15 protein-coding genes are annotated in these 14,185 nt (G+C 37.7%); 8 read left to right on the forward strand and 7 right to left on the reverse strand.

From position 1 onward, the window contains the following. Positions 1-187: 187 nt before the first annotated feature. Complete coding sequence (locus VZD24_RS13625; RefSeq protein WP_279448840.1) at positions 188-496, reverse strand: STAS domain-containing protein; 309 nt, start codon at positions 494-496, stop codon at positions 188-190. A gap of 356 nt (positions 497-852) precedes the next feature. On the opposite strand from VZD24_RS13625, the gene VZD24_RS13630 reads away from it, so the two are divergent. The 5 genes from VZD24_RS13630 (at position 853) to VZD24_RS13650 (ending at position 6,753) form a co-directional block, all read left to right on the forward strand. Then, positions 853-2,484, forward strand: a complete 1,632-nt coding sequence (locus VZD24_RS13630) for an ABC-F family ATP-binding cassette domain-containing protein (RefSeq protein WP_279448839.1) — start codon at positions 853-855, stop codon at positions 2,482-2,484. A gap of 96 nt (positions 2,485-2,580) precedes the next feature. Continuing rightward, a complete protein-coding gene (locus VZD24_RS13635) occupies positions 2,581-4,809 on the forward strand; it encodes a PAS domain-containing sensor histidine kinase (RefSeq protein ID WP_342687235.1) in 2,229 nt (742 codons plus the stop codon). Positions 4,810-4,944: 135 nt separating this feature from the next. Continuing rightward, entirely contained in the window at positions 4,945-5,346 is a 402-nt protein-coding gene (locus VZD24_RS13640) for a response regulator (RefSeq protein WP_342687236.1), read from the forward strand. 86 nt (positions 5,347-5,432) lie between these two features. Further along, positions 5,433-6,143, forward strand: a complete 711-nt coding sequence (locus VZD24_RS13645) for a flavodoxin family protein (RefSeq protein ID WP_279448836.1) — start codon at positions 5,433-5,435, stop codon at positions 6,141-6,143. Between the two features lie 106 nt (positions 6,144-6,249). Then, positions 6,250-6,753 carry a DUF4251 domain-containing protein gene (locus tag VZD24_RS13650; RefSeq protein WP_342687237.1) on the forward strand — a complete coding sequence of 168 codons (504 nt, stop codon included), beginning with the start codon at positions 6,250-6,252 and terminating at the stop codon, positions 6,751-6,753. A gap of 82 nt (positions 6,754-6,835) precedes the next feature. Here the strand turns inward: VZD24_RS13650 and VZD24_RS13655 are convergent, their stop codons facing one another. From VZD24_RS13655 to VZD24_RS13670, 4 genes are all read right to left on the reverse strand, one after another. Next, positions 6,836-7,285 (reverse strand): PepSY-like domain-containing protein, encoded by a 450-nt coding sequence (locus VZD24_RS13655; protein WP_342687238.1) that lies wholly within the window; start codon positions 7,283-7,285, stop codon positions 6,836-6,838. Between the two features lie 2 nt (positions 7,286-7,287). Then, positions 7,288-7,731, reverse strand: coding sequence for a PepSY-like domain-containing protein (locus VZD24_RS13660; protein ID WP_342687239.1), 444 nt, complete (start codon positions 7,729-7,731; stop codon positions 7,288-7,290). Between the two features lie 65 nt (positions 7,732-7,796). After that, positions 7,797-9,077 carry a sensor histidine kinase gene (locus VZD24_RS13665; protein WP_342687240.1) on the reverse strand — a complete coding sequence of 427 codons (1,281 nt, stop codon included), beginning with the start codon at positions 9,075-9,077 and terminating at the stop codon, positions 7,797-7,799. After that, positions 9,074-9,751, reverse strand: a complete 678-nt coding sequence (locus VZD24_RS13670; RefSeq protein ID WP_279448831.1) for a response regulator transcription factor — start codon at positions 9,749-9,751, stop codon at positions 9,074-9,076. Before VZD24_RS13670 ends, VZD24_RS13665 begins: the two co-directional genes overlap by 4 nt. 137 nt (positions 9,752-9,888) lie before the next feature. Between VZD24_RS13670 and VZD24_RS13675 the strand changes: the two genes are divergently transcribed. Then, the gene (locus VZD24_RS13675; protein ID WP_342687241.1) at positions 9,889-10,266 is read left to right on the forward strand and encodes a PH domain-containing protein; all 378 of its coding nucleotides are present in this window, start codon (positions 9,889-9,891) and stop codon (positions 10,264-10,266) included. Positions 10,267-10,349: 83 nt separating this feature from the next. Here the strand turns inward: VZD24_RS13675 and VZD24_RS13680 are convergent, their stop codons facing one another. Next, a complete protein-coding gene (locus VZD24_RS13680) occupies positions 10,350-10,733 on the reverse strand; it encodes a DUF3037 domain-containing protein (protein WP_279448829.1) in 384 nt (127 codons plus the stop codon). Then, positions 10,711-11,508, reverse strand: coding sequence for a HipA family kinase (locus VZD24_RS13685; RefSeq protein ID WP_342687242.1), 798 nt, complete (start codon positions 11,506-11,508; stop codon positions 10,711-10,713). Before VZD24_RS13685 ends, VZD24_RS13680 begins: the two co-directional genes overlap by 23 nt. Before the next feature lie 360 nt (positions 11,509-11,868). Between VZD24_RS13685 and VZD24_RS13690 the strand changes: the two genes are divergently transcribed. Then, on the forward strand, positions 11,869-13,344 hold the full coding sequence (locus tag VZD24_RS13690; RefSeq protein ID WP_279448827.1) for a potassium/proton antiporter: 1,476 nt from the start codon (positions 11,869-11,871) through the stop codon (positions 13,342-13,344). 131 nt (positions 13,345-13,475) lie between these two features. Further along, the gene (locus VZD24_RS13695; protein ID WP_342687243.1) at positions 13,476-14,015 is read left to right on the forward strand and encodes a DUF3124 domain-containing protein; all 540 of its coding nucleotides are present in this window, start codon (positions 13,476-13,478) and stop codon (positions 14,013-14,015) included. The last annotated feature ends 170 nt before the right edge of the window (positions 14,016-14,185 follow it).

Genomic DNA, 14,185 nt, shown 5'->3' on the forward strand with positions numbered 1-14,185 from the left:
AATTGCCAACTTTTATAAACTACGTATAAAATGCCAAACGATATTCTGACCTAATAAAGGCAAAATTATGGTAATTTAAAGATAGCGACTCAACAAATGCCGTGTATATAAACACGTTTTTTAATTGAACATTATTAATTAAAAGTAAACATATGCAATTTTTTGTAAGAAAACAAATAGCGTTAAGCTAGAGTGCAACTTTTGGAATTTTAGTGCAATAACGGATGCCAACAAATGAAAAAATACGTTTTACCATTTTGTTTTTCCTACAAAACAAGATAATTTCCTTATTGTTCGCACGGGCGTTTTCGCTGGTAATGTAGAGCATATAGGCTCCGGCAGCATCAAATTTTTCGAGTAAATCCAAATCTATGATTAGGGAAGAGGTTTTATCTAGCGCAGTTTCAATTTTATGCTGAACTTCGGTAAGATTGCCGCTGTATAATTTGCCTTCTAAACTCAAAAACCGATTGGTAAAAAAACTATGCAATTTCATACTAAGTGATTTAAATTAATGATCACATAGGTTTGCGTAGGAATTTGTGGGCAACTTTGAATTGGGGAAGAAAATTTCGAAACAGTGAATTTACAAAATGTTCCTCAATTTTCAGCCGTTGTATTGTGCGAAGAATATTACGAAATAACCCCTGTATTTTGGCGCTAATTTCAATTAAAATTGCCAACAACTTATTAAAGCTATTAGCCAATCCACTTCTTTTTAATAGTTTTGCAACCTTTAAAAAAAAGGACATAGACGTAAATAGGAGCAGGCAGTAAAAGCGCTTTAACCATTTAGAAAAACTTAAGTCTCAAGTCTTTTTACCTATACATTTTAAAAATATATACAGGCATATGATTTCAATAGATGGTTTAGCGGTGGCGTTTAGTGGCGATACGCTTTTTAGCGATGTTTCTTTTGTGGTAAACGAAAACGACAAAATTGCCCTTATGGGTAAGAATGGCGCTGGCAAAAGCACAATGATGAAAATTATTGCTGGCGAACAAACCCCAACGCGCGGCAATGTACGCGCCCCGAAAGATGCAGTGATAGCCTATTTGCCGCAGCATTTATTAACTGACGATACTGCAACGGTTTTTGAAGAAGCATCTAAGGCTTTTAAGCAGGTTTTTGAAATGCGCGACGAAATAGACCGCTTAAACAAAGAACTCGAAACCCGAACCGATTACGAAAGTGATGCGTATATGAACATCATTACCAAAGTGGCCGAACTGGGCGAAAAGTATTACGCGCTGGAAGAAATAAATTATGAGGCCGAAATTGAAAAGGCACTGCGCGGTTTAGGTTTTAAACGAAGCGATCTACACCGCCCAACTTCAGAATTTAGTGGGGGATGGCGCATGCGGATAGAATTGGCCAAACTATTGCTTCAAAAACCAGATTTAATTTTGTTGGATGAACCCACAAACCACGTAGATATTGAATCGGTTATTTGGTTGGAAGATTTTTTGCTGAACAAGGCAAAGGCTGTAATTGTTATTTCGCACGACCGAAAATTTATAGACAATATTACCAACCGAACCATTGAAGTTACAATGGGCCGCATTTACGATTATAAAGCCAATTACAGTCACTATTTGCAATTACGTGCCGAAAGGAGGGCGCATCAAATAAAAGCCTACGAGGAACAACAGAAATTTATTGCGGAAACACAACAATTTATTGAGCGGTTTAAAGGCACCTATTCTAAAACCAACCAAGTAAACTCTCGCGAAAAAATGCTCGAAAAGTTACAGCTTATTGAAGTTGATGAGATAGATACTTCGGCACTGGCTCTGCGTTTTCCACCGGCTCAGCGCAGTGGCGATTATCCGGTTGTTGTTGAAGGACTCTCTAAAAAATATGGCGATCTGGTGGTTTTTAAAGACGCCAATTTAAGTATTTCACGTGGGCAAAAAGTGAGTTTTGTGGGCAGAAACGGCGAGGGAAAATCTACTATGATAAAAGCCATAATGGGCGAAATTGATTTTGAAGGAAAATGTGCCCTTGGCCACAATGCCAAAGTGGGTTATTTTGCTCAAAACCAAGCAGCACTTTTAGACAAAGACCTCACTGTTTTTCAAACAGTAGATGAGGTAGCCAAAGGCGAAATAAGAACGCAGATAAAAAATATTCTCGGCCGGTTTATGTTTAGTGGCGATGATATTGATAAAAAAGTAGGCCTGCTTTCCGGCGGTGAAAAAACGCGTTTGGCAATGGTGAAATTATTGTTAGAACCCGTAAATGTTTTAATTCTCGATGAGCCTACAAACCATTTAGATTTAAAATCGAAAGATGTTTTAAAAGAAGCCCTGCTTCAATTTGATGGCACCTTGATTTTGGTTTCCCACGACCGCGATTTCCTGCAGGGACTATCGGAAAAAGTTTTCGAGTTTAAGGACAAACGGGTAATAGAACATTTTGAAAGCATAGACGATTTCCTTCAGCGAAATAGAATTGAAAACTTAAAGGAAATTGATTTATAGGCATGGAATTTATTGCTAATCAATTTGCTACAAATACTGCTAATAAGTATTCAGTTTTAGTATATTGCAATAAAAAAGCAGAAGGAGGTTAAAAAGATGGAAAGAGCCATCGATAAAAGGAAAGATCAGTTTTACGAAATGCTATTAAATGCACCGTCGGCCATAGGCATGCTGAAGGGTGCCAATCACGTATTTGAAATTGTTAATCCGCTTTATTTACAACTAACGGGCAAATCTGATGTAATAGGAAAATCATTGGCAGAGGTATTTCCTGAAATTAAGGCACAGGGAATTGTAAGTATCTTAGACAAGGTTTACCAAACAGGCAGTGTGTGTACCGGTAAAGAGATGCTTATTGAAATAGACAGGGAAGGAAATGGTAATTTCACTCAATTTTATGTCGACTTTCTTTTTCAGCCGTATCGAGATGTGAATGGGGATATAATAGGTGTTCTTTTTTTTATAAACGACCTTACCGAGCAAGTAATCTCTAAAAAGGAAATTGAGAAGAGCGAGAAGCAATATCGTCGTATTTTAGAAACTTCACAGGAAGGAATTTGGCTGCTTGACGAAAATTGTAAGACCACTTTCGTCAATAAAAAAATATGTGAGATTCTTGAATACACAGAGGCTGAAATGTTGGGGAAAACCAATTACGATTTTATGGTTTCGGGTGAGAAGGAAAATGCGCTCCGTGCTTTAAAGCGAAGAAAAAAAGGAATAGCCGAACAACTAGAATACAAGTTTGTTTCTAAAAGCGGAAAACAAATTATTACAAAGGTATCTGCCAATCCTATCTTTGATGAAAAGGGTAATTTTAATGGATCGTTGGGAATGCTTTCAGATATTACCGAAAAGGAACATCTGGAAAAACTGTTGGAAAGATCTAACAGACTTGCGCGAATTGGCAGTTGGGAGATAGATGTAGTTAAGGGTACTGTTTTTTGGTCGGATATAACCAAGGAAATTCGCGAAGTAGATCAAGACTACGTACCGGATCTTTCTACCGGAATTGGTTTTTTTACTGAAGGAAAAAATCAGCAAATAATAGCGCAGCGCGTTAAGGAATGCATAGAATTTGGCAGGCCGTGGGATGAAGAGCTGCAGTTTAGCACTTTTAAGGGAAATTTAAAATGGGTTCGGACCATTGGCGAAGCGGTTATTACAAACGGCAAGTGTACCAAAATTTACGGGAGTTTTCAGGATATCACAGAGCGCAAAAATGCCCTCGATAAAATTGTTCGCAGTGAAGCAAAGTTAAAAATTGCGCAAACCGTAGCTCGCGTGGGAAGTTGGGAGGTAGAACTAACTACAAATGTACAATACTGGTCTGAGGAAATGTATAGAATTCTTGGGGCAGATACCAGCATAACTCCATCGCCGGAAGCATTTTTAAAATTTATTCACCCCGAAGACAGGGAGTTTGTCGCCAAATCTATTGATCAGGCCATTACACAACACGAAGGCGCCTCGTTTAATTTTCGGTTTATAAAACCCAATAATGAAATAGCTTATGGACTATCGGAGTGGCGATATGAGTACGACGATGAAGGTAAGCCCTTGTATATTTCAGGTATTCTCCGCGATTTAACAAAAGAAAAAAAGGCCGAAATGGAACGCCTTAATATGATATCAGACCTGCATCAGCGCAATAAGGATCTTGAGCAATTTTCGTATATAGTGTCGCATAATCTTCGTTCGCCAGTTGCCAATATTATTGGTTTAACCGAAGAACTAAAAGATGAAACACACAGTGTAGAAGTAAAGAAAATGCTTAGAGAAGCTCTTATCTCTGATGCCCATAGGCTTCAAAACGTAATCGCCGATCTAAACAGTATTCTGCAAACAAAAACGGAAAATTCAGAACGTAAATCGCAGGTGGTATTCTCAGACTTAACGCAGGATATTAAACTTAGTATTAGTGGTTTATTGAACGAGGAAGAGGTTACTATTGTCACGGATTTTTCGGCTATAGATAGTTTTAACACTATCAAAAGTTATATGCAAAGCATTTTTTATAACCTTATTTCAAACAGTATTAAATTTCGACGAGCAGGCGTAAAGCCAGTTATTGAAATACGTTCGCAGCTCACTGATGATAAGCTGCGTTTAATCTTTAAGGACAATGGTAGCGGAATAAATTTAAATAAAAAAGGTCATGAGTTGTTTAAACTGTACAAACGATTCCACGCCAATACAGAAGGCAGGGGAATGGGCTTATATATGGTAAAAACACAAGTTGAAACACTGGGTGGTAAAATATCAGTTGCCAGTACGCTCAATAAAGGAACTGAGTTTACTATTGAATTTGAACACCTTGTTTAATAAAGCAATGTTAAATATCAATTACACATTCGGCTAACTCCGCCGATTAAGTATATTTAATTACGGAATAGAATTACCAAAAGCGCAACAGGACTTTTTTTAGATTGCGATTGTACGTCTTTATAAATTATATTGATGAAATTACCAAAACGATTTATGATAGTTGACGATGATCGCATCAGTAATATGCTTTGCGAAATGGCGTGCCGACGAGTATCTTCTGCTACAGAGATAAAAACTTTTATGGATCCGGAGGAAGCACTTCGGTTTATAGACGATGCCTATTTAAAGGAACAATTGGATACACCTACCGTATTATTTTTAGATATTAATATGCCCGAAATATCGGGCTGGGAGTTTTTGGAACATTTCAAGAATTATTCGCAAAAAATAAAACAGCAATTTTCTATTTATATCCTTACTTCATCTATAGAGCAGCAAGATTTGGAAAGAGCCAAAGAACACGAATTTGTAAATAGCCTAATGGCAAAACCGCTGTCTTCCGAAAGTATTCGCAATATTCTAATTGCTGAATAAACTGTTTTAAGCCAAGTTAAAAATTTTAAGTATTTTAGGGGAAGCACTTACCGTTTTCTAATGAGTTCACATTAAAGAATATTTTTATGACAAAACCAGACTTTTCAAATTTAAAGGCCCTTTATATTAATTGTACTTTAAAACAATCGCCTCGAATGAGCCATACGCAAGGCCTTATAAATGTTTCACAAAAAATAATGGAAGCCGAGGGGGTTACATTTGAAAATATTCGATTTGTAGATCACCCAGTGGCTTATGGCGTATATCCAGATATGACAGAGCACGGCGCCAAAGAAGACGCCTGGCCAGAAATATGGAAAAAAGTGGAGGCCGCCGATATTTTAATTGTAGGAACGCCAATTTGGTTGGGGGAAAAATCGTCTGTGGCATCAAAGCTAATTGAGCGGTTATACGCCATGAGTAGTCTTCAAAATAAAAAAGGACAATATTGCTTTTATGGAAAAGTAGGTGGCTGTATTATTACTGGAAACGAAGACGGTATAAAGCATTGTGCAATGGGCATTTTATACGCTTTGCAACACGTGGGTTATAGTATTCCGCCGCAGGCAGATTGTGGTTGGATAGGCGAGGCCGGTCCGGGACCAAGCTATAGGGATGAAGAAAGCAACGCAAAGAATAACGATTTCACCAATAGGAATACTACGTTTATGACTTATAATTTGCTTCATTTGGCAAAGATGTTAAAGGAGCAGGACGGCTATCCAAAATACGGAAATTCGCGAGAAGAATGGGATGACGGAACACGTTGGAATTTTGAAAACCCGGAATATCGCTAATGTCATCGTTGTTTTTCAATTAAAACAATCATTTTTTTTATTGAGCAAACTTGATAACCAATTCATTTCGGCATAATGCTTGCTTCTTTAAAGAAAAATTATAATTATGAAAACACCACATATTTTATTTACAGTGCTATTTTGTTTTATTCTTGGAGGCGTGCAAGCACAGGATAAAACCGCTAAAGCACAACTCGCTCCCAAAATTGAAGAAAGTGAAACAGCAACTATATTAAATTCAAAGAAATTCGAATTTATTGCCAACACTATGTTGCCTATGGGCCAACCTTCAAAAAATTTGGTAGGCAGCAATTACTCCGTAGTCTTTACTCCCGATGAAATTATTAGCAATATGCCATTTTATGGTCGTTCGTACAGTGCTTTTGCAATGGGCAAAGATAAAGGGATGCGCTTTAAAGGAGCTCCCGAGGAATTTACAATTGAAATGCAGGGAAATACCAGTACAGTAACCGCTAGGGTACAAGATGATTCGGAAATATACACGCTTTTACTAACGGTGAAAAAATCGGGGTATGCCACACTTACCATTAAAAATAGAAATAAGGAAGCAATTAATTATCACGGCGAAGTTGTGCAAATTGCAGAATAACCCTCATAAAACAATACATAAAAAGCGGCTTGGAAAATTCCAGTGCCGCTTTTTTTATTGACTGTGATCTTAACGATAGTTGCTAATCGTTGTCAATTCTAATAAATTCTCCGTTTAAAGTGAATTCCAGCTCTGTGCCATTATTCAATTCTACTTGCTGGTGGTTGTTTTCCAATTCCCAATCGGTTATAAAATTGCTGGCATAGTTTTGTGCCACATACTCTAAAATTGAGTTTGGAATAACCGAATTGGGAAGTTGCGAATCGTCGTCAATAGCCGTAATTTCTAAATCGCCATTAAATTCGAGAATGATATTTTCATTTAAAAACACATCGTACGAAACTTCGTTATTTTCAGTTTCACGTATAGCGCGATTTATTGAATTTGGCGCGAAATGAGTATCCACGTATGTTTTAATTTCCACGGGTATTTCGGCTTCAGACAGTGTAGTATCCATTTCGGCATCGTCGTTATTACTGCAAGACGAAACGGTCAATACTAGGGCGCAAAGCGCTAAGGAAAACGTTTTCATATTTATTGAGTTTTGGTATTTGTTAGTAGTTTTCCATCCTTTGAAAAGTGAAGGTGTTTTTCATCATTTCCTTTTTCAATTTCTACCAAAAAGGTTTCCGTTTTGTTTTCGGTAATTTTATCGGCATCGTCTATTGTGTACCCTACAAACTGGGTTTTAATAGATTCTTTTATGGCCTGTGGCAAATCGCCCTCAGAAATTTCTTCGGAATGTTTTATCATATTTCCCGAGGCGTCAAACCACGCTTCGTAGTCGTTAAACCAACCAATTTCAAAATCTACTACATAATGTTCGCCTTGGCGTTCCCATTCCACATCGCTGGCTTTAGCGAATTCTTTTTTAAAATTGTTTAATACTACCGATGGTACCTCGCCTTCTGGGATGTCCTGAGCAAATAATGTTGCGGTTCCAAATAAGATTGCCGCTAAAATTGTTACTGTTTTCATAAGTTCTTTTTTTAAATTATAAAACAAATGTAACAGGCAAATCTGGAAGGAATTTGGAATCTATTTTATGGGAGAATATTTTTAAAATTTACTGTAAAACAGTGTTGGTTTTCAAAAAAGCTATAGTTGATGGGCAGATTATAAAAATCGCAAATTGCTTTGCAAACGGCCAATCCCAGTCCGGTACTTTGTGTTTTTGACGCATCTTTTTGAAAGCGGGTAAAAATGTATTCCTGCTGCAAAGGAGTATTAGTTGCTGTATTGCAAATTGAAAATTCGTGTTTGTTAAATTTTAAATGAATAGACCCGCCCGCTGTATTGTGAAAAATGGCATTCTTCATCAAATTTGAAATAAGAATAGCGGCTAAGGAAGGATCCATGATAACTTTTAATTTTGCCGCTTCGTCATAATTTATTTTTAGCTGTTTGTATTGTGCGAAGTCTTCAAAATTGTTCCAGCTTTCTTTTGTCAATTCATTAATAGTGATAATAGATTGTTCTGGAAATTGTTTGTTTTCAATTTTAGCCAGCAGCAGTAAGGATTTGTTTAATTGGGTAAGCCGTTGCACCAACGTAATTACTTCTGCTATTGTTTGCGCATCTGTTTGCACCAAATTTTCAGACTCCAATAAAAGCTCCAATTTATTGGAAATAATGGCAAGGGGCGTTTGGAGTTCATGCGAAGCATTTTCAGTAAACTGTTTTTGCGAAGTATAAACCTCCTGCGTATGCCGAATGAGCGTATTGGAAGCTTGTTGGAGTTCACGAAATTCGGCAGTTTTTGTGGGAGTGTTTATTATAGATTCCTCTTTGTCTAACCTATAATTTTTTAAACGTTTTAAAATATCGTAAAACGGATTCCATAGTTTTCGTAAAATTAGGTTGTTTATCACAAGAGTGCTACCCACTAGGATTACAAAAAGCCAGACCACGCTCCAAAAGGAATCTTCTATTAAATCGTCTTCTTCTACTAAGGATGAAATAACCTTTAATTTGTAATATTTATCCCCATATTTAATAGCCGAATGTAAAATACGCACGGCCTCTAAATCGTCTTCATTGGCGCGATACATTAAAGTGTCTTTATAAACATCTCGTTGTTGGAGCGCCGTTTGTTTTGAAATTGGGTGTATTTCAAAATTATTGCCACCAAATTGATTTTGGGAAAGCAAGGTAGTATCGGTACGGATTTTTTGGATTAAGAGCAGTTTGTTGTTTTCCAAACCGTCGTCTATACTATCGCGGATTTCATCTTTTAGATTAAAATAGAATATTATCGCCCATATTCCAATTATAAAAAAGAAAGCCAGGGAAAGATATAAAAGGGAGCGGTTTAAAAGTTTCATTTCTCTATTAATTTATAGCCTATACCATAAATAGATTCTATACTAACATCGGCTTCGGATTGTTGCAGTTTTTTCCTGAGATTTTTAATTTGGTAATATATAAAATCGAAATTATCTGCCTGGTCTATTTGGTCGCCCCAAACATATTCTGCCAAGGCCGTTTTAGTAATTAAGCGGTTTTTATTGAGTAGAAAATAATTCAGTATATCAAATTCCTTTCTATTTAAATGGATGTCTTTTTTTTCAATAGTTAAGGTGCGTTCATCTATATTAAGAATGAGGTTGCCCAATTCAATACTGTTCTTGCCATCCAAACTTTTTCGGCGTAGCACCGCTTTAATTCGGGCGTTGAGTTCGGCAATGTGGAAGGGTTTGGTAAGGTAATCGTCTGCGCCCAACTCCAAGCCTTTTAACTTATCGTCCAAAGCATCTTTAGCCGAAATAATGATAACATTTTCAGATTTGCCCATTGCTTTTAGTTCAGATAAGATGTTTAGGCCGCTTCCATCGGGCAGCATAACGTCCAGCAATATACAATCGTAATCGTAAATAGCAATTTTTGATATTGCTTCACTAAAGTTTTCGGCGGTTTCTACCACAAATTGTTCCTTTAGAAGTGAAGCAACAAGCGTGTTTCGCAATTCCTTTTCGTCTTCGACTAATAAGATTTTCATCGCCTAAAAATAGAAATTAACATGGGAAAGATTTGGGAATTTTTGGAATATTAAAAACTTTGCGCATATTTTTGAACTAATGTTTAGCCTGTGCGGCTAAAACTTGAGTTTTTAATTATAAGTAATTCGAAAAAATTATGAGTTTATTCAACAATATATTAGGAAATGCCAGCGAAGTATCCTCAGAAAAATTAAACGAAAAATACCGCCGTCTTTTAATTGAAGGGGAAGTAGTAGAATTGGGTTTTAAACTTTTTCGTGATGTGTTTATGTTTACCAATAAACGCTTAATTTTAATAGACGTGCAGGGAATAACGGGCAGCAAGGCCGAATATAAATGCTTGCCCTACAAACATATTTCGCGCTTTTCGCTGGAAACAGCCAGCACTTTTGATTTAGATGCCGAACTAAAAATTTGGATTAGCAGTGAAGACACGCCAACGGTGAGTAAAAAATTCAACAAAAGCATTGATATTTACGAAGTGCAGAAATATTTGGCTTCTAAAGTTTTGTAGCCTTTTGTTTTTAACGGGTTCACTCATTGGAATAAGCCGGAAATATTCGCGTATTCGTTGTAAACAAAAGTATTTGTGGTTTTTTAAAGCACCAATTCTTCAAAGAGTCTTTCCAAAGTAGCGTCCAAATCATCGCTAAAGCCGCTGTGCGGTCGCGAAGTTTGAATGGAAGCACTGCGTTGGGCTGTTAACCATCGGAACCTATCTGGCGTTTCCCATTGTGCCACCGGCCCTCCTTCTTTAAATCCCAAACAGATTTTTTGAAAGGCAAGGAGATTTTTTTCAAAATCTTCCACTTCCAGTTCGCAGGGAAAAAGCTTTAGTTTTTCGGCGTTAATTTGATATTTACAGTTTAAATATTTGGCGCCCTTACAGAAGAGAACAATCCCCACATTTAGAAATTCCTCGCGCTCAACGCGTGGCACCAAACGAATTACCGCATATTCATACAAGTGTTTCCCGGGCATGTTGAATCTGTTTTACAAAGTTGTTTGCATTATTTCTGCGTTGTACCAAAAACTGAAAATACACTTCCCTAATTGCGTCGGCATTTGTGTTGGTGCCTTCCCAAGAAAGCCATTCGGCAGGGATGAGGTTGGTTATTTCGCGCAATTTTTCATCGGGGAGCAGGGCCGTCATTTCGTCGTTTATTTCTTCAACTAAAGCTGCTTGCAGCAACAGCACGTGATCCTTAACATAAGGAAACGGGCTCATTGCAGCTTTCTCCCAGTTATCCCAAGCGTGGTGAAAGTAAAACGTTGCGCCGTGGTCTATCAACCATAATTCTTTATGCCAAATAAGCATATTTGTGTTTTTTACGGTGCGATCTATATTAGTGGTATAGGCATCTAACCACACAATTTTTGAGGCCAGGGTAGGATCTACTTGGGTTACAACAGGATCAAAAGTAAGCGCGCCGGAGAGAAAATGCAGGGCGAGGTTTAGGCCTTGGCTACCTTTTAATAAATCTTGAATTTCTTCATCGCCTTCACTGCGGCCAAAGGCTTCGTCCAGCCTGGCAAAAACCAACTCGGGAACTTTTAGGCCTAAGGTCCGCGCAATTTCGCCGCCCAATAATTCGGCAATTAACGCTTTTACTCCGTGGCCAGCGCCTTTAAATTTTAAAACGTATTTAAAATCGTCATCGGCTTCGGCCAAGGCAGGCAGGGAGCCTCCTTCGCGAAGTGGCGTTATATAGCGCGTTACGTTTACGGAGCGCAGTTCTATTTTGTTTGCTGTCATTAGTACAAAATTAGGATTATTTGTGTACGCTACCGAAAATATATCGCGATGTTTTATATTCTTATTCAGTATTGTCCGATTAAAAATCATGTTTTTCCCCTACGGGACATTTGTTTAGGTGCGATCTCTTGATTACCAATATTTTGCCCAGCTGGAGCAGTATGCCGTTAGGCATTAAATATGGGTAAAAAAATAGAGCCCCGTCAATTCCTAGTCCCGTAGGGACTACATATAATATGGGTTTTCCAGAGTTAGTCATTACTTTTATCGGACAACAATGATTCTTATTAAAATAAAATTGAACTATTATTAAAGGGATAAATTTGTATTTTGCAGAATGCGAATTAAAACCGAATCCTATTGAATCTAACCATAGAAAACATTTTATTAGTTGGCTCTATCTTACTTTTTATAAGTATTATAGCGGGAAAAACATCCTATAAATTTGGCGTGCCAACCTTGGTGCTGTTCTTGGGCATTGGTATGCTGGCGGGCGAAGATGGTATAGGTATAAGTTTTAACGATCCGCAAATAGCCCAATTAATTGGTATAATTTCATTAAACTTTATTCTCTTTTCCGGGGGGTTGGATACAGACTGGAAAGCAGTAAAACCCATTATGAAAGAAGGGTTTGCGCTCTCTACCTTGGGGGTATTTTTAACCGCCATTGGCTTGGGAACCTTTGTTTATTATGTAACCGATTTTACCATTTACGAAAGTTTGCTGTTGGGAAGTATCGTTTCTTCTACAGATGCGGCTGCCGTGTTTTCAATTCTGCGCTCCAAAAATTTGGCGCTCCGTGCTAATTTACGGCCTACGCTGGAGATGGAAAGCGGGAGTAACGACCCGATGGCTTATGTGCTAACCATTGCTTTTTTGGGATTGGTGGTAAATCAGGATAAGGGGCTAGCGGCGATGATCCCGTTGTTTTTTCAGCAAATGATAATCGGAACCGTGGCAGGTTTTGGTTTTGGAAAAATAAGCAAAATTGTAATTAACCGAATAAAACTAGATTTTGAAGGTCTGTATCCCGTCTTGGTAATTGCCTTGATGTTTATAACATTTTCCGTAACCGATTTTGTGGGTGGAAACGGCTTTTTGGCCATTTATATCTGTGCCGTATTTTTAGGAAATCAATATTTAATTCACAAAAAAACTATCCTTAGAATGTACGATGGTTTAGCGTGGCTTATGCAGATTGTACTTTTCTTAACCTTGGGACTTTTGGTGTTTCCGTCGCAGATTGTACCGGTGATTGGTATTGGGCTAATTATTTCGTTGTTTTTAATATTTGTGGCGCGACCGGCGGCTGTATTTATTAGTTTAATTCCCTTTAAAATGAAGTTGCGCAGACGGTTTTATATATCGTGGGTTGGTTTGCGTGGCGCCGTGCCCATTGTATTTGCTACCTACCCACTCTTGGCGGGAATAGACAAGGCGAATATGATGTTTAATATTGTTTTTTTTATTTCGCTTACCTCTATTTTAATTCAGGGCACAACCCTTTCGGTAGTGGCAAAATGGTTAAACGTGAGTATTCCGAGTGAAGAAAAAATTAGAACCCCCTCCGAACGATTTTTAGAAGAACACCCCAAAACCGAGATGCGGGAGATAGGTATTTCAAACGGAAATAAAGTTGTGGGCAAGCAAATTGTAGATATTGAATTCCCCAAAACCGCCATTATCGCAATGATAAAAAGGAATGAAAAATACATCACCCCCAATGGCAGCACCGTGATAAATGCCGACGATGTGCTAATTGTACTTTCAGAAAACAAAAAGGGAATCAAAAAAGTTTTTAAGGCTTTAAACATTCAACAGTTTTCTGCGGCTTAACAAAAAAGCAATAGCGCTTGCCCTCCAAGTGCAAACAAAAGATTGGCAAACAAGCGAACTTTTGGGTTATAAAGTACAAAATCAATAAAAAACCGTAGTTTTAAAGTATAATTAAAATACCGTAAAACATTGTGAAAAGACTGTTTAAAATATTTGGAGCTGCAGCTTTTGTTTTCCTTTTGGGAATAGGTTTAGGGTGCGAAGAATCTAAAGAAATTAGTACCTACAATTATAATCATTGGGAAGATCACTATGTGACTTCCGAAGACTTTCTTTCTACACAAGATTCGCTGACGGCGGGAAAAACCTATTTGAGCATTTACTCACATATTTACAGTATTTCGATGAAGCAATCGCAGAGTTTAACTGCTATGGTTAGCCTTCGGAATGTGAGCGACACCGATACGATTTATATTTCAAAAGCTGATTATTACAACACTAAAGGGGAATTAATTCGAAATTATTTTAAACAGCCTATTTATTTAAATCCATTGGAAACCGTGGAAATTGTAATAGACGAAAGGGATAACCACGGCGGCAGTGGTGCCAACTTTATTTTTAAATGGACAACCAAAGCCACGACACCCGAACCGTATTTTGAAGCAATTATGACGTCGTTGCGCAGTTCGCAGGGGTTGAGTTTTACTACTGTGGGGAGAAGGGTGGAGTGAAAAATTCCAAATCACAAATTCCAAATCACAAATCACAAATCACAAATTCCAAATCACAAATCAGTATTGTCCGATTAAAAATCATGTTTTTCCCCTACGGGACATTTGCTTAGGCGCGATCTCTTGATTTACCAATATTTTGCCCAGCTGGAGCAGTATGCCGTTAGGCA

It is taken from the genome of Aequorivita flava (genome assembly GCF_038742595.1).
GTDB lineage: Bacteria > Bacteroidota > Bacteroidia > Flavobacteriales > Flavobacteriaceae > Aequorivita > Aequorivita marisscotiae.